Source organism: Pseudomonas sp. R2-7-07, from assembly GCF_003852355.1.
Classification (GTDB): domain Bacteria; phylum Pseudomonadota; class Gammaproteobacteria; order Pseudomonadales; family Pseudomonadaceae; genus Aquipseudomonas.
Genome location: NZ_CP027759.1, coordinates 2,524,212 through 2,541,818 on the forward strand (window position 1 = coordinate 2,524,212; position 17,607 = coordinate 2,541,818).

5 protein-coding genes are annotated in these 17,607 nt (G+C 62.8%); 3 read left to right on the plus strand and 2 right to left on the minus strand.

Translation table 11 applies throughout. From position 1 onward, the window contains the following. Window positions 1–3: 3 nt before the first annotated feature. The 3 genes from C4J86_RS11555 to C4J86_RS11560 all read left to right on the plus strand — a co-directional run bounded on the left by C4J86_RS11555 (window position 4) and on the right by C4J86_RS11560 (window position 13,100). Window positions 4–11,859 carry a non-ribosomal peptide synthase/polyketide synthase gene (locus tag C4J86_RS11555; protein ID WP_124370472.1) on the plus strand — a complete coding sequence of 3,952 codons (11,856 nt, stop codon included), beginning with the start codon at window positions 4–6 and terminating at the stop codon, window positions 11,857–11,859. A gap of 93 nt (window positions 11,860–11,952) precedes the next feature. After that, window positions 11,953–12,261, plus strand: a complete 309-nt coding sequence (locus C4J86_RS27050; protein WP_256658866.1) for a transposase — start codon at window positions 11,953–11,955, stop codon at window positions 12,259–12,261. A gap of 8 nt (window positions 12,262–12,269) precedes the next feature. Continuing rightward, window positions 12,270–13,100, plus strand: coding sequence for an IS3 family transposase (locus C4J86_RS11560; RefSeq protein WP_256660183.1), 831 nt, complete (start codon window positions 12,270–12,272; stop codon window positions 13,098–13,100). A gap of 289 nt (window positions 13,101–13,389) precedes the next feature. Here C4J86_RS11560 and C4J86_RS11565 read toward each other — a convergent pair whose 3' ends face one another. Together C4J86_RS11565 and C4J86_RS11570 are read right to left on the minus strand one after the other, a co-directional pair. Beyond that, a complete protein-coding gene (locus C4J86_RS11565) occupies window positions 13,390–15,831 on the minus strand; it encodes a TonB-dependent siderophore receptor (RefSeq protein ID WP_124370473.1) in 2,442 nt (813 codons plus the stop codon). A gap of 109 nt (window positions 15,832–15,940) precedes the next feature. Then, complete coding sequence (locus tag C4J86_RS11570) at window positions 15,941–17,593, minus strand: cyclic peptide export ABC transporter (protein ID WP_124370474.1); 1,653 nt, start codon at window positions 17,591–17,593, stop codon at window positions 15,941–15,943. Between the last annotated feature and the right edge of the window lie 14 nt (window positions 17,594–17,607).

Genomic DNA, 17,607 nt, shown 5'->3' on the forward strand with positions numbered 1-17,607 from the left:
ACCATGCTTTCCAACCCTAACATCGACCTGGTGTCGCGCTTTCTTCGCCTGCCTCTGGAACAACGCCAGCAGTTCTATCAGCGCCTGCAGGGCCGGGGCATGAGTTTCGCTCAACTGCCGATTGCCCCGACGCGTCACGACAGCGACACAGTGCCGTTGTCCTACGCCCAGGAACGCCAGTGGTTTCTCTGGCAACTGGACCCAGGCAGCGCCACTTACCACATCCCCGGCGCCTTGCGCTTGCACGGGCGGCTGGACCTGGCGGCCCTGCAGCGCAGCTTCGACAGCCTGTTGGCCCGTCACGAAAGTTTGCGCACGCAGCTGATCGAGGACGGCGAGCAGGTGCGCCAGGCCGTGCTGCCCGAGGCGCGGGTGCACATCCAGCAGGCGCAGATCGATGAAGCGCAGTTGATGGCGCGCGTGGAAGCGGAGGTGGCCCAGCCTTTCGATCTGCACCAGGCGCCGCTGCTGCGCGTGACCCTGTTGCAACTGGCTGAAGATGACCATGTGCTGGTGATGGTGCAGCACCACATCGTGTCCGATGGTTGGTCGATGCAGGTGATGGTCGAAGAGCTGGTGCAGCTGTATGCCGCCTACAGCCAGGGCCAGGACCTGCAACTGCCGGAACTGCCGATCCAGTACGCCGACTACGCCCTGTGGCAGCGCGGCTGGATGGAAGCGGGGGAGCGGGCGCGGCAACTGACCTATTGGCAGGCGCTGCTGGGCGGTGAACAACCGGTGTTGGAGTTGCCGCTGGACCGTCCGCGCCCGGCGCAGCAAAGCCATCGCGGCGCCAGCTTGCAGGTGCATCTGCAAGCCGAGCTGGTCGCCGGCCTCAAGCGCCTGGCCCAGCACGAGGGCGTCACCCCGTTCATGCTGCTGCTTGCGTCGTTTCAGACCCTGTTGTATCGCTACAGCGGGCAGTCGGACATCCGCGTCGGCGTGCCGATTGCCAACCGCAATCGCGTCGAAACCGAGCGACTGATCGGCTTTTTCGTCAACACCCAGGTGCTCAAGGCTGACCTGGACGGGCAGATGAGTTTTGTCGAGCTGCTGCAACAGACCAAGCAGCGCGCCCTGGAAGCCCAGGCCCACCAGGACCTGCCGTTTGAGCAATTGGTGGTGGCACTGCAACCCGAACGCAGCCTGAGTCATAACCCGTTGTTCCAGGTGATGTTCAACCATCAGACCGACGCCCAGGGCGCGCGCGACGGCCAGGCATTGCCGGGCCTGCGCGTAGTGGAGCTGGACTGGGACAGCCAGACCACGCATTTCGACCTGAGCCTGGATACCCACGAGTCGGCCGATGGGCTGTGGGCGGCGTTGAGCTACGCCACCGACCTGTTCGACGCCGCGACCATCGAGCGCCTGGCGCAGCACTGGCTGCAGCTGTTGCAGGCGCTGGTCAGCGCGCCGCGCAGCCGTCTGGCCGAGCTGCCGATGCTGGGGGCCGCCGAGCAGCAGCGCATGCTTCAGGACTGGAATGCCCCGGCCTGCGACCGTGCATTGCAAGGCGTGCACCACTTGTTCGAGGCCCAGGCCGCCGAGCAGCCCGAACGCCAGGCCCTGGCCCTGGATGATCAAACCCTTAGCTACGGCGAGTTGAACCGCCAGGCCAACCGCCTGGCGCACTACTTGATCGCCCGTGGCGTAGGCCCGCACGCATTGGTCGGGATCGCCGTGGAGCGCTCCTTTGCCATGGTGGTCAGCTTGCTGGCGGTGCTCAAGACCGGCGCCGCCTACGTGCCGCTGGACCCCGAGTACCCGCGCGAGCGTCTGCTGCATATGCTCGAGGACAGCGGCGTGCGCCTGGTGTTGACCCAGTCGCACCTGCGCGAGCGCCTGCCATTGCCGGCGCAGGTAGACGCCGTGGCGATCGACCTCGTCCAGGCGTCGTTGGCGTTGTGCGCAGACCACAATCCACCCGGCGACTTTGAGCCGCAAAGCCTGGCCTATGTGATCTACACCTCGGGCTCCACCGGCAAGCCCAAGGGCGTTGCCATCAGCCACGCGGCGTTGAGTGAGTTCGCCGGCATTGCGGCCGAGTACTCGCAACTGGTCGCGCAGGATCGGGTGTTGCAATTCGCGACCCTGAACTTCGACGGCTTCGTCGAGCAGTTGTACCCGGCCCTGACCCTCGGCGCCACGGTGGTGCTGCGCGGCCCGCAGCTGTGGGACGGCGCCGAGCTGTACCGGCAGATCATCGCCCAGGGCATCACCCTGGCCGATTTGCCCACGGCGTACTGGAAGCTGTTTTTGCAGGATTGCCTGGCGGCGGGCTCGCGGCCTTACGGCGCCTTGCGCCAGGTGCATATCGGCGGCGAAGCCATGCCCTTGGACGGCCCGCTATTGTGGCAACGCGCGGGCCTGGGGCATGTGCGGCTGCTCAACACCTATGGGCCGACCGAGGCCACCGTAGTCTCCAGCGTGCTGGACTGCACCGACCCCAGCGTCATCAGCGGCGTCACCGCCAGCCCCATTGGCCGCGCAGTGCCTGGGCGTGGCTTGTTGGTGCTTGATCGCGACCTGAACCTGTTGCCGATCGGTGCCGTGGGCGAACTCTACATTGCCAGCGCCAGCGGCCTGGCCAGCGCTTATCTGCAGCGTCCGGGCCTGACTGCCGAGCGCTTTGTGGCCAACCCGTTCAACGCCTGCGGCGAGCGGCTCTATCGCACTGGCGACCTGGCGCGTTATCGCGCCGATGGGGTGGTGGAGTACGTCGGGCGGGTCGATCATCAGGTGAAGATTCGCGGGTTCCGCATCGAACTGGGCGAGATCGAAACCTTGCTGCTGGCCCAGGACAGCGTGCGAGAAGCGCTGTTGCTGGCGGCTGACAATCAGCTGCTGGCCTACCTGGTGCCCGCGCAGCCGTTGAGCGAGGCCGAGCGCGAAAACACTGGCGAGCAGTTGCTGACCACCTTGCGCACGCACCTGCCGGATTACATGGTGCCGGCGCACCTGATCTTCCTCGAGCGCATGCCGCTCAACCCCAACGGCAAGCTGGACCGCCAGGCCCTGCCCAAGCCCGACGCCAACGCGGCGCAATCGGACTGGCTGGCGCCGGTCACGCCGTTGCAGCAACAGATCGCCACGGTCTGGGCGGATATTCTCGGTGTCGAGAAGGTCGGTTTGAACCAGCATTTCTTCGAGCTGGGCGGGCATTCGTTGCTGGCGATGCAAGTAGTGTCGCGCATTCGCCAGGCATTGCAGCTGGAGGTGCCGCTCAAGGCGTTGTTCGAATACCCGCGACTGGATGCATTTGTCGCGGCATTGCAGGCCCAGGACAGCCAGGTGCCGGCCGCGCCAGCCTTATTGCCGACTGGGCGCGAGCACCCCTTGCCGCTGTCCTACGCCCAGGCGCGCCAGTGGTTTCTCTGGCAGTTGGAACCCCACAGCGCCGCGTACCACATCCCCAGTGCGCTGCGCCTGAAAGGGCAGTTGGACCTGGACGCGTTGCAGCGCAGCTTTGATGCGTTGCTGGCCCGGCATGAAAGCCTGCGCACTTATCTGTGCCAGGATCACGCGCGCACGGTTCAAGTGATCGAGCCGCAGGCGTCGTTGCACATCGCGCACGCCGAGGTCGACGAAGCCGAACTCAAGGCCCAGGTCGAGGCGCTGATCGCGCAGCCGTTCGACCTCGAACGCGGCCCGTTGCTGCGCGTGTCGCTGCTGCGCCTGGCCGCGGATGAGCATGTGCTGGTGCTGGTGCAGCATCACATCGTCTCCGATGGCTGGTCGATGCAGTTGATGGTCGAGGAACTGGTGCAGCTGTATGCGGGCTACAGCCAAGGCTTTGATGTGCAATTGCCGGCGCTGCCGATCCAGTACGCCGACTACGCCGTGTGGCAGCGCAACTGGATGGAGGCGGGCGAAAAGGACCGCCAGTTGGCGTACTGGCGCGAGCGGCTCGGCGGCGAGCAAAGCGTGCTGGAGCTGCCGTTCGACCACCCGCGCCCGGCCGTGCAAAGCCACCGTGGCGCACGCCTGGCCTTCGAGCTGGCCCCCGAACTGAGCCACAACCTCAAAGCCCTGGCCCAGCAACAGGGCGTGACCCTGTTCATGTTGCTGCTCGCGTCGTTCCAGACCTTGCTGCACCGCTACAGTGGCCAGGAAGACATCCGCGTCGGTGTGCCCATCGCCAACCGCAATCGCAGCGAAACCGAGCGTCTTATAGGTTTCTTCGTCAACACCCAGGTGCTCAAGGCCGAGCTGCACGGCCAGATGAGCGTCGAGCAGCTGTTGCAACAGACCCGCCAGCGCGCATTGGAAGCCCAGGCCCACCAGGACCTGCCGTTCGAACAGCTGGTAGAAGCGCTGCAACCGGAGCGCAGCCTGAGCCACAACCCGTTGTTCCAGGTGATGTTCAACCACCAGACCGACGTCGGCCAGGCCCAGGTCCAGCAGCAATTGCCGCAACTTCTGGTCGAAGGGCTGGAGTGGCAAAGCAAGACCGCGCATTTCGACCTGGACCTGGATATCCAGGAGTCCACCGTAGGTATCTGGGCCACCCTCGGTTATGCCCAGGATCTGTTCGAAGCCAGCACCGTGCAGCGTATGGCGCGCCACTGGCAGAACCTGTTGCAGGGCATGGTCGCCAACCCTCGGCAGCAGCTTGGCCAGTTGAGCCTGCTGGACACCGCCGAGCAGCAACAGATCCTGCAACTGTGGGACCGTACTGAATCCGGCTTCTCGGCCCAGCGGCTGGTGCATGAATTGGTGGCCGACCGCGCCCGCGAGACGCCGGAGGCGGTGGCGGTGAAGTTTGCGGACGAGCAGCTCACCTACGGCCAACTGGACCGCCAGGCCAACCGCCTGGCCCATGCGCTGATCGCCCGTGGCGTCGGCCCGGAAGTGCGGGTGGCCATCGCCATGCCGCGCAGCGCCGAGATCATGGTGGCCTTCCTCGCCGTGATGAAGGCCGGGGGCGTGTACGTACCGCTGGATATCGAATACCCGCGTGATCGCCTGCTGTACATGATGCAGGACAGTCGCTCGCGGCTGCTGCTGACCCACTCGGCGGTGCAACGCCGCCTGCCGATCCCGGACGGCCTGCACGCCCTGGCGGTGGACCAGCTACTGGCCGGGTGCGACGAGTGTGACGCGGCGCCGAACGTGGTTCTGCACGCCGACAACCTCGCCTACGTGATCTACACCTCCGGTTCCACCGGCATGCCCAAGGGCGTGGCGGTGCCCCACGGGCCGTTGGTGGCGCACATCATCGCCACTGGCGAGCGCTATGAAACCAGCCCCGCCGATTGCGAATTGCACTTCATGTCGTTCGCCTTCGACGGTGCCCATGAAGGCTGGATGCACCCGCTGATCAACGGCGCCAGCGTGTTGATCCGTGACGACAGCCTGTGGCTACCGGAATACACCTACGAACAAATGCACCGTCACAACGTGACCATGGCCGTATTCCCACCGGTGTACCTGCAACAACTGGCCGAACATGCCGAGCGTGACGGCAACCCTCCGGCGGTGCGCGTGTACTGCTTCGGCGGTGATGCGGTGGCGCAGGCCAGCTATGACCTGGCCTGGCGTGCGCTGAAACCGACCTACCTGTTCAACGGCTACGGCCCCACTGAAACCGTGGTCACGCCGCTGCTGTGGAAGGCGCGCAAAGGCGACCCTTGCGGCGCCGTCTACGCGCCCATCGGCACCTTGCTCGGCAATCGCAGCGGCTATGTGCTCGATGCCCAACTCAACCTGCAACCCATCGGCGTGGCCGGCGAGCTGTACCTGGGCGGCGAGGGCGTGGCCCGGGGTTACCTGGAGCGTCCGGGGTTGACCGCCGAACGTTTCGTGCCGGACCCGTTCGGCAAGCCCGGCAGCCGCGTGTACCGCAGCGGCGACCTGACCCGTGGGCGTGCGGATGGCGTGGTGGACTACCTCGGCCGCGTCGATCATCAAGTGAAAATCCGTGGTTTCCGTATCGAACTGGGCGAAATCGAAGCGCGTTTGCGTGAACAGGACAGCGTCGGCGAGACCGTGGTGGTGGCCCAGGAAGGCCCGACCGGCAAGCAGTTGGTGGCCTACGTGGTGCCACTGGACCCGGCCCTGCTCGACGATGCCGTCGCCCAAGCCAACGGCCGCGAAGCCCTGCGCCGCGCCCTGAAAACCCGTTTGCCGGACTACATGGTGCCCACGCACCTGATGTTCCTCGAACGCATGCCGCTGACCCCCAACGGCAAGCTCGACCGCAAGGGCCTGCCGTTGCCGGATGTGAGCCTGATGCAGCAGGTGTATGTGGCGCCGCAGAGTGAGCTGGAACGCAAAATCGCTGCGATCTGGTCCGACGTGTTGCGCCTGCCGCAAGTGGGCTTGCATGACAACTTTTTCGAGCTGGGCGGCGATTCGATCATTTCGATCCAGGTGGTCAGCCGCGCGCGTCAGGCCGGGGTGCGGTTCTCGCCCAAGGATCTGTTCCAGCACCAGACCGTGCAGAGCCTGGCGGCTGTCGCCCGGGAAGGCGACGGCGCAGTGCTGCTGGATCAGTCGGCGCTGAGCGGCGCCTTACTGCTGCTGCCGGTGCAGCAGGCGTTTTTTGCCGATGACATACCCCAGCGCCACCACTGGAACCAGTCCGTTGTACTGCGACCACACCAACCGTTGCAGGCACCGCTGTTGGCCGCCGCGCTCGAGGCGCTGATTGTGCATCACGATGCGCTGCGCAGCACCTTTGTGCACGGGCCGGCGGGCTGGAGCGCGGCGTATCGCGAGCCGCAACAGCACCAGGCCGACCAGGTGCTGTGGCAGACCCACTTGAATAGCGTCGAGGAGCTTGAGGCCCTAGGCGAAGAAGCCCAGCGTAGCCTCGATCTGAGTGCCGGGCCATTGTTGCGCGCGGTGCTGGCGCAGTCGGCCGACGGTTCCCAGCGTTTGTTGCTGGTCATCCATCACCTGGTGATCGACGGTGTGTCCTGGCGCATCCTGCTCGAAGACCTGCAAAGCACTTACCAGCAACTTGCCCAGGGCGCCGCCGTGCAACTGCCGGCCAAGACCAGCGCCACCCGAGCCTGGGCCGAGCGCTTGCAGACCTATGCGCGCAGCACGGCCTTGCAACACGAACTGGCCTGGTGGCAGACGCACTTGCAGGGCAGCCCGTCCGGCTTGCCGGGCGCAGACCCGCAGGCCAGCCTGAGTAATCACTTGGCGCTGAGTGTGACCACGCATTTGGACCCGGCCTACACCCGGCGCCTGCTGCAGGATGCGCCGAGCGCCTACCGCACCCAGATTAACGACCTGTTGCTGACCGCCCTGGCCCGTGTGATCACGCGCTGGACCGGTGACGAGTCGATGTTGATCAGGCTCGAAGGCCACGGGCGCGAAGACCTCTTCGATGAGATCGACCTGACCCGCACCGTCGGCTGGTTCACCAGCCTGTACCCGTTGCAACTGCTGCCGGCCGCGACGTTGGCCGGCTCCCTCAAACAGATCAAGGAACAGCTGCGCGCCGTCCCCGCCAAAGGCCTGGGCTTCGGCGCATTGCGTTACCTGGGCGATGCCGAAGCCCAGCGGGCATTGGCTGCGTTGCCGCGCCCACGCATCACGTTCAACTACCTGGGGCAGTTCGACGCCAGCTTCGACAGCGCTGAGCAAGCAGGGTTGTTCGCGCCGTCCGGTGACGCCAGCGGTGCCGAGCAAAGCCCGGAGGCGCCACTGGGCAACTGGCTGGAAATCAATGGCCAGGTGTATGGCGGCGAGCTGAAGCTCAATTGGAGTTTCAGCCAGGCCATGTTTGCCCAGGCGACTGTCCAGCAACTGGCCGACGAGTACGCCGAGGAACTCAAGGCCCTGATCGACCACTGCTGCACGCCTGCCAACCAGGGCGTGACGCCCTCCGACTTCCCACTGGCACAGTTGAGCCAGCACCAGCTTGACGACTTGGCGCTGAACGCGGCCGAGGTCGAAGACTTGTACCCGTTGTCGCCCATGCAGCAAGGCATGCTCTTCCAGTCACTGTATGGCGAAGGCTCGGGTGACTACATCAACCAGATGCGCATCGACGTGCACGGCCTGGATGTATCGCGCTTCCACCAGGCGTGGCAGGCGGCGGTCGAGCGTCACGAGATCCTGCGCAGCGGGTTTGTCTGGCAGACCGCGCTGGAGCAGCCGCTGCAGGTGGTCTACAAGCAGGCACGCCTGCCGTTTTTCGAGCTGGATTGGCAGACCCGCGAGGACCGCGCCCAGGCCCTCGACAGCCTCGCCGAGTCGGCACGGGCCCAGGGCTTTGTGCTGGAACAGGCCCCCCTGTTGAGCTTGACGGTGGTGCGCACCGGCGCGTCGAGTTATCACTTGATCTACACCAACCACCACATCCTGATGGACGGCTGGAGCGGTTCGCAGTTGTTCGGCGAGGTGTTGCAACACTATGCGGGTGAGCCGTTGCCAGCGCCCACCGGGCGTTATCGCGATTACATCGCCTGGCTGCAAGCCCAGGACAAGGCGCTCAGCCAGGCGTTCTGGAAAGACCAGTTGAGTGACTTGCAGGAACCCACGCGCCTGGCACGGGGCACACATGCCCAGCCAGACACGGCCCTGACTGTAAATGGTGAGCATCGCCTGAGCCTTGACGTGCCGCAAACTGAACGCCTCAAGGCATTCGCCCAGCGCAACAAAGTGACCCTCAACACCCTGGTGCAGAGCGCCTGGCTGTTGCTGCTGCGCCAGCACACCGGGCAAGCGACCGTGGCGTTCGGCGCCACGGTGGCGGGGCGCCCGGCGCAACTGCGCGGGATCGAACAGCAGGTCGGTTTGTTCATCAACACCTTGCCGGTGGTGGCGACCCCGCATGCGCAGATGTCGGTCAGCCAGTGGCTGCAGCAGATCCAGCAGCAGAACCTGGGCTTGCGTGAGCAGGAACACACGCCGTTGTTCGAGATCCAGCGCTGGGCCGGCCTGGGCGGCGAGGCGCTGTTCGACAGTATTCTCGTATTCGAAAACTACCCGGTGTCCGAGGCCTTGGAGCAGGGCGCGCCGTCGGGGTTGCGCTTTGGTGCGGTGCACAGCCTGGAGCAGACTCACTACCCATTGACGGTCTTGTTGGCGCTGGGCGACAGCCTGGGTGTGGAGTTCAACTACGACCGCCAGGCCTTCAGCGCGACGCACATCCAGCGCCTGGCCGAGCATTTCCAACAATTATTGTTGGCATTGGCCGACGATGCTTCCCAACGCCTCGGTGCATTGCCGTCCATGGCTGCAGCCGAGCGCGAAACGGTGGTGCAGGCCTGGAACGCCACGGCGGTGGAGTATCCGCTGGATCAAGCGGTGCACCAGTTGATCGAGGCCCAAGCGCAACGCACGCCACAGGCCCCGGCGTTGGTGTTCGCCGGGCAGACCTTGAGTTATGCGCAATTGAATGCGCGGGCCAATCGTCTGGCCCATCGCCTGATGGCTGCCGGCGTCGGCCCGGATGTGCTGGTGGGGCTGGCGCTGGAGCGTTCGATCGAAATGGTCGTCGGCCTGTTGGCGGTGCTCAAGGCGGGCGGTGCCTATGTGCCGCTGGACCCGGAATACCCGCGTGAGCGCCTGGCCTACATGCTGGAGGACAGCGGCGTGCAACTGCTATTGACCCAGGCCCACTTGCAGGCGCAACTGCCGGTGCCGGCGGGGGTGCAAAGCCTGGTGCTGGAAAGCGGCGATGCCTGGCTGGACGCCTTCAGCGCCCACAACCCGAACATCGCGGTGCAGGGCGAAAACCTCGCCTATGTGATCTATACCTCCGGCTCCACCGGCCAACCCAAGGGCGCCGGCAATCGCCATCGTGCGCTGACCAACCGCCTATGCTGGATGCAGCAGGCGTATGGCCTTGGCGCGTACGACAGCGTGCTGCAGAAAACCCCGTTCAGCTTTGACGTGTCGGTGTGGGAGTTCTTCTGGCCGTTGATGACCGGCGCACGGCTGGTGGTGGCCGCACCGGGCGACCATCGTGACCCGGCCAGGCTGGTCAGCCTGATCAACGCGCAGCACATCACCACGCTGCACTTCGTGCCGTCCATGCTGCAAGCCTTTTTGCAGGACGCGGACGTCGCCTCGTGTCACAGCCTGCAACGCATTGTGTGCAGTGGTGAAGCGCTGCCCGCGGACGCTCAGCAGCAGGTCTTCGCCAAGCTGCCCCGCGCCGGGTTGTACAACTTGTATGGCCCGACCGAAGCGGCGATTGACGTGACCCACTGGACCTGTGTCGAGGAAGGCCGCGACGCCGTGCCGATTGGCCGGCCGATCGCCAACCTGGCGTGCTATGTGCTCGACGACAACCTGGAACCGGCACCGGTCGGTGTGTTGGGCGAGTTGTACCTGGGCGGTGTTGGCCTGGCGCGGGGGTATCACCGTCGCCCGGCGCTGACCGCCGAACGCTTTGTGACCGACCCGTTCGGCAGCGGCGCGCGCTTGTATCGCACCGGCGACCTGGCGCGTTATCGCGACGATGGCGTGATTGAATACGCCGGGCGCATCGACCATCAGGTAAAACTGAGGGGGCTGCGCATCGAGCTGGGTGAAATCGAAGCACGCCTGCTGGCGCTCGACAGCGTCCGCGAAGCGGCGGTGCTGGCCGTCGACGGCACGCATCTGGTGGGTTACCTGGTGCTGCAAACAACTCAGGAGGATTGGAAGGCGCAGGTGGTTGCGCACCTGGCCGAGCAGTTGCCGGATTACATGGTGCCGGCGCAGTGGGTGCTGCTGGCGCAGATGCCGCTGAGCCCGAATGGCAAGCTGGATCGCAAGGCGTTGCCCAAGCCGCAGGCCCACGGCGCCGAGCAGTACCAGGCACCGCAGAGCGAACTCGAACGGCAGGTCGCGGCGATCTGGAGCGAGGTGCTGGATGTGGAGCGCGTGGGGCTGCACGACAATTTCTTCGAATTGGGTGGCCATTCGTTGCGGGTCCTGATGCTCAAGGAACGCATCCGCAAAGTCAGCGGCGTGAACGTGACGGTCAGTCAGTTGATGCTTAACCCGACCGTAGCGGGTCAGGTCAGATGCGTGCAGGGCGATAGCCGCACGTCGTTGATCGTCAAGCTCAACCAACGGACCGAAGGCACGCCGTTGTTCCTGTTCCACCCAAGTTTTGGCTCGGTGCATTGCTACACCGCAATTGCCCTGGCACTGCGCGAACAGCGCCCGGTATTGGGGGTGATGTGCCGTGCCTTGGCCGAGGAAGGCGCAGCGGTGCCGCACTGGCAAGTGATGATCGAGGATTACATCGCACAACTGTTGACGGCCCAGCCTGAGGGTGCGTTCCGTCTGGCCGGTTGGTCGTTGGGCGGTAACCTGGCGATGGAAGTGGCGCACGGCCTGGAACAGGCGGGGCGTGACGTGGAGTTTGTGGGGTGGATCGACGCCGCACCGCCGCAGTGGGTCAAACCCTACTGGGACGCAGTGGACGTCGGGGACGATCGTGAGGTGTCAGCCAACGAGCGCCGTGCCGCTTTATTGGGCGTGATGTTCCCTGAATTCACCGACGCGATTCAGCGTGCCTGGGCGCAGTGCCAGCGCGATGCCGAGGATGAAGCGGGACAATGGCAAGGGTTTGTGAGCTGGGCTGAGCAGGCCTTGGGTGACACCTTTATCGCGATCAAGGAGCAACTGCTGCACGGTAACGAAGCGCAGATTGCCTGGGACGTCGATCGGGCGCTGAGCGAACGGATGGTGGCGGCCGACTTCAAACCGCTCAAGGCGCCTGTCAGTTGCTGGTGGGCGTCCATGAGCCGGGCAGGGCGCTTCAGGGAATTGATCGAACAGCAGATGGCGACAGTGATCAGCCAGGGACGCATCGAGCGTTCGGTGATGATCGAGACGGACCACGACGGCATTGTCGACAGTGCCGTGTTCATCCGCAGCTTGGCGGAGGCGATGGGGTAACCCGTATCCAATGCGGGAGGGGGCAAGCTGAACTGGCCTAATGATCCCGGACACCTCTTAAGGGCGATATGATTCGCCCAATCAGGAGGTTCCATGCAACAGCGAAAGACCTACACCCACGAGTTCAAGCAACGTGCTGCAAGCATGGTTCTTGATGATAACTGCTCAGTTCCCGACGTCTGTGCATCGATGGACGTTGGCCCTACGGCTCTGCGCCGCTGGGTTGATCAGGTTCGTAAAGAGCGTCACAAAGGGCAGCCAGTGGCAGGTACCAAGGCTATCAGCGACGAACAGCGAGAGCTTCAACAGCTACGAGCCAAGGTCAAGCGCCTGGAGAGTGAGGCTGAAATCTTAAAAAAGGCTACGGCTCTCTTGATGTCGGATCCCGATCGTTTTTCCTGATCGAGGAACTGAGGGAGTCGAGTTCATATCCGACCAGCCTGCTTTGCAGTGCGCTAGGCGTTTCCCGCAGCGCGTTTTATGACTGGCTTAAGCGTCGCTCAGCGCCAAATACCAAGCGTGACGCGCTTAGAGCAAAAGTCGTGCAACTGCATGTCGAAAGCCGAGAAAGCGCAGGTGCACGGATGATCTCTCAGCACTTGAAGGCCCAGCAGATCAAGGTAGGTCGGCATCTGGCCGGAAAACTTATGGCGGAGGCAAATCTGGCCAGCAGACAGCGCCGCCGCCATCAATATCGCTCTAGAGGCGTTGAAGCATTTGTGGCCAAGAACCTGCTTGAGCGTAACTTCGAGCCAACCGCAATTAATCAAGTCTGGTGCGGCGACGTTACCAGCCTAATGGTTGGGAAACGCTGGTATCACTTGGCAGTGGTCATTGATCTGTTCGCCCGCCGAATCGTTGGCTGGGCGTTTTCTCTGATCAATGACGCCAACCTGGTTAGCAAGGCGCTGAGAATGGCGGTGGAGGTTCGAGGCAAACATGCAGGCTTGATGTTTCATTCGGATCAAGGCTGCCAATACACCAGCCAGCTCTTTCAGTCCGCGTTGCTGGAGTATGGGATAACCCAAAGCATGAGCCGCAGAGGGCAGTGCTGGGACAATGCACCAACAGAGCGTTTCTTCGGGACGCTCAAATCAGAGTGGGTGCCCACCAAGGGCTATATGACAGTTGAAGAAGCCAAGCAGGATATGACCAGCTTCTTCATGCGATACAACCGAATCAGGCTCCACAGCTACAACAACTACCTGTCGCCAATAGCCATGGAGCAGGAGGCGGCTTGATCACCGTAATCGGTGTCCGGAAAAACTTGACCAGAACAAGCCCCCTCCCACATTTGGAGCTTCATTACTCCGCCGATTGGGGAGCTTGCCGCAGTGCGATCAGTGTCCAGCGATGCTGACCATTACGAGGCGGATCAGGACGGCATTATCCAATGTGGGAGGGGGCTTGCTCCCGATGGCGGTGTCACAGTCAACAGATGTATTGACTGACACACTGCCATCGGGGCAAGCCCCCTCCCACATTTGGATCTTCATTACTCCGCCGATTGGGGAGCTTGTCGCCGTGCGGTCAGAAGTCCCAGCGGGTGCTGACCATCACGTTACGCGGCTCGCCGTAGGCGGCGGAGTTATAGAAACCGACATTGGTGTAGTAGGACTTGTCGAAGATATTGTTGAAGTTGACCGTCGCCGACAGGTTCTTGGTGACCTGGTAACGGGTCATCAAATCAACCAGCCAGTAGGATTCCTGGGTGATGTCCTGGTTGGTTTCGAGTGGCTCGTTCCAGATCTCGTTCCAGCCCTTGGTCTGCCAGCGTACGCCGCCGCCAATGGTGAACTTGTCCAGGTCACCCTTGAGCTTGTAGGTGGTGTTCAGATTGACCTGATGCTCGGGTTCGAAGGTGGAGATCTTCTTGTCGTCATCGTCGCGCACGATCTTGTGGGTGTAGCCACCTTGCACCTGCCAGCCTGGGCTCAGTTCACCGGAGATTTCCGCTTCATAGCCTTTGGTCACGGCCTTGGAGCCTTTGAACGCATAATTTTGCGGGGTCGGCGTCTGGTTGTTGTACGCATCGTCCGAAATCGCGCGGTTGGTCTCATGCACCTCGAAGTAAGCGATGCTGGTGTTCAGGCGGCCCTCGAAGAATTCGCCCTTGAGGCCAATCTCGTAGTTTTGCCCTTCGTCCGGTTCCAACAGCTTTTCGTTGCGATCCTTATAGGTACTTTCCTGCGGCTGGAAAATATCGGTGTAGCTGGCGTATGCCGAGAAGTTTTCGTTGAGGTCGTAGATCACCCCGGCGTACGGGATAAACCGGCCGGTTTCCTTGTAGGAAGGGTTATTGCCCGTCACATGGTAGTTAGCCACGCGCCCGCCAAGGATCACGTTCAGGTCATCCATCACGTTCAAGCGTGTGGTCACGTAGTAGCCTGTCTGGCGGATGGTGTCGTCGATGTACTGCTGGGCCGGGCCGTAGATCGGCTTAGAGATATGGCCATTCCAATTATAGAAATCGACTTTATTGCCCCCCGGCCATTCCGGCGCCCAGTAACCCTTGCCCTGCCAGCGCGAGGTACCGATCGAGCCGCCCACCACCAGCTCATGTTCGCGGCCGAACAGGCTGAAAGGCCCGGTGGCGTAGAGGTCGGCGGAAGTGCTTTTGGTTTCGCCGGTGTATTTCTGCCCGTTGATTTCAGCGGTGCCATCGGCTGCCGGCTGGACGAACTGGATCGAACCAAGGTCGGCGTGATAGCCGTTGATCTTGTGGTCGAGCTGGAACTTGGTCACCCAGCCGTCACCCAAGTCATGCTCGAGCATGGCGAACGCGGTACGGGTGTTCTGCTCCCAGGAACTCCAGGTGGTGCCATTGTTGTAGGAGCGCGGCATTTTGTTGATGCTGCCGTTGGAATTGACCAGCGGGAAGGAGCCGGACCAGCTCGAACCCTGCGGAACGTTGTCCTGGTAATCGAAGCCCACGGTCAGCATGGTGTCGGGGGACAGGTCGAATTCGGTGATGCCGTAGTAGGTTTCGGTCTTGCGCGAGTAGTGGTCCATGAAGGACTTCTTGTCCTGATAGGCTGCGACCGCACGCCCACGCACATTGCCGCTGTCGGTCAGGGGCCCGCTGACATCCACTTCGCTGCGGTAGTTGTCCCAGGAACCGGCGCCCAGTTGCACATGCCCCTTGAAATCCGCCGTTGGCTTCTTGCGGATCAGGTTGATGGTTGCCCCCAAAGAGCCTGCCCCATTGAGCAGGCCGGTAGCGCCCTTGAGCACTTCAACCCGGTCGTAGATCGCCATGTCGCTCAAGGTGTTGCCCGCCGAGTAACCGACGTTACGCACGGTGGACGGAATGCCGTCGTACTGGAAACTGTTGACCGAGAAACCACGGGAATAGTAGTTGGTACGGTCGCTGTCATAGGCCGACACCGTGATGCCCGGGGTGTGGCGCATCACGTCATCCATGTTGTTGAGGCCGAAGTCCTCGATGTGCTGGCGGGTGAGCACTGTGATCGACTGCGGGGTTTGCCGGGGTGTCAGGGTCAGGCGCGTGGCGGTGGCGATAGTGCCCGGGGTATAGGAACCCGAGCCTTCGGTGATGTTGCCCAGGTAGTTGGCGGTTACCTGGGTTGGGCTCAGCTCCAGCCCGCCACCCGCGCTGGCAGCAGCAACGGTCAAGGTATTGCCGTTGAGGCTGTAGGTGGTCTGGCTGCCTGCCAGCAATGCATCGATGGCCTGCTGCGGCTGCAGCTTGCCCTTGATGGCCCGGCTGTTCTTACCCTGCACATCGCCAGGGCTGTACAACACTTGCACATTGGTCTGGCGCCCGAATTCCTGCAGCGCGCTCCCCAGCGGCTGGGCAGGAATGTTCAACTCGATCTCCTGGGCCTGTACATAGCCTGCAATCGGCAGCGACACCGCCAGTGCCAAGGCACTCGGAAGAAGGTTCATGTTCAGGGCCCTGCGCATGGATAACACTTTGCTCAGGGGGCTGAGACCGAGTCGTGCTGGCATGGATGCTTTCTCTTCTAGGTTTTAAGTGGGCAGTTATACGTATCTATTGAGGTTAATTCTCATTACCACTAGTGAGACGTTCCTACCTCGAAAAACCGGAAAATAAAATTCACGCCGGTTCCATCTCGTGCACCACTTGGCCGGCGCGCAGGCGCACCAGTTGATCGGCGATGTCGAAGTAACGGTCGTCGTGGCTGATCACGATGATGGTCTTGCCCAGGCGCTTGAGGTCCGGCAACAGCTCGGTGTAGAAGATTCGGCGGAAGGCGGGGTCCTGGTCGGCGGCCCATTCGTCGAACACCAGCACCGGGCGTTCTTCCAGCCAGGCGTTGACCAAGGCCAGGCGCTTGCGCTGGCCGGTGGAGAGGTCGGTGGTGCTGAACACACCGTCCTTGACACTGACTTTGTGCGCGATTTCCAGGCGTTCCAGGTATTTAGTGGCGCTGTCCAGGGACTGGGTGGCGCTGCCTTGCACCAGGTCGTCGAACAGGTAGTAGTCGGAAAATACCGTGGTGAACAACTGGCGGTAGTCGTCGCGTTCCGGGTCGGTGACCGCTTCGCCGTTCAGGCGAATCTCGCCTGTCTGGGGCGGGTACAGGCCCAATAAAAGCTTGATCAGGGTGGTCTTGCCGCTGCCGTTTTCACCGACGATAAACACGATGTCGCCTTGCTTGATGCTCAGGTTGATCGGCCCCAGGTGGAACGGCTCGCTGCCTTCGACCGCTGGCGGGCTATAACTCACGTCGCGCAGCTCGAGGCTGTTGACCACCGGCTTTGGCGCTTCGCTGTCGTCCATCAACAGGTGGGGTTCCGGCGACGAGAAGCGTTCCGACAGCTCACTGATGCGGCCAAAGGCAATCTTGGCCTTGCCGACCACAGGCAGGTAACCGAGCAGGTGCTCCAACGGGCCTTTCATGTACAGCAGCACCAGCACGAACCCGGTGATTACGGTCGGATCAGGATTGGGGTTGTACGCCTGCATTGCCAGGGCCAGGCCGATGACCACGAAGAACAGCATCGAGCCAAACGTCTTGGCGAGGATGTAAATATTGACCGAGCGCACCTGGATATCGCTGATGCGGTCGGCGGTTTCCTGGATGCGATGGGTGTTCATGCGAAACCGCCGTGGCCGGTGCATGCGCAGTTCCTTGGCGCCGGACGCAATCGCGTTGTAGTAACGCTGCAGCTCGTCTTCATGGCTGCGCGCCAGGTCGAAGCCCTGAATGCCTTTGCCGCCGGCGATGAATTGCACGGCGCTGCCGATAATGATCGCCACCACCATCATCAGGAACATCGGCACGGACAGGTAGGCCAGGTAGCCCAGGCAACCGAGAGTGACCGTGGCTGCGATAGCCAGGGGCGTGAATGCGAAGGAAAAGTCGCTGATGGTGTCGACGTCGTGGGTCAACACCGGAATCAGGCGGTGCGAGCGATACCGTTCGATCTGCCCGATGGGCGCCGACAGCACCTTTTCGCCCAGGTCCTTGCGCAGGGCGGCGATGATTCGTTGCCCGACGTAGTTGGTGCCGATGTCGGAAATGATCGAACTGAGCAGCGCCACCACGCACAACGCGGCAAAGGTCATCACCACGCCCTGGGTCATGCCGTCGGCCGAATGCAGCGCGTTATTGATGGTGGCCAGCAGCAGGGTAATGGCCAGGCCGCCGACCATGCCGAGGCCCACGGAGACCGTCACAATGGCGCGAAAGGGCCGGAGCAGGGCGAGCAAACCGTTGAAGGCGCCGCGTTTGGGGTCGGTCATAAATACATCCCGGA

Coding starts and splice junctions, on each gene's coding strand:
- C4J86_RS11565 (WP_124370473.1), bottom strand. CDS start 15,831: ATGCCAGCACGACTCGGTCTCAGCCCCCTGAGCAAAGTGTTATCCATG.
- C4J86_RS27050 (WP_256658866.1), top strand. CDS start 11,953: ATGCAACAGCGAAAGACCTACACCCACGAGTTCAAGCAACGTGCTGCA.
- C4J86_RS11555 (WP_124370472.1), top strand. CDS start 4: ATGCTTTCCAACCCTAACATCGACCTGGTGTCGCGCTTTCTTCGCCTG.
- C4J86_RS11570 (WP_124370474.1), bottom strand. CDS start 17,593: ATGACCGACCCCAAACGCGGCGCCTTCAACGGTTTGCTCGCCCTGCTC.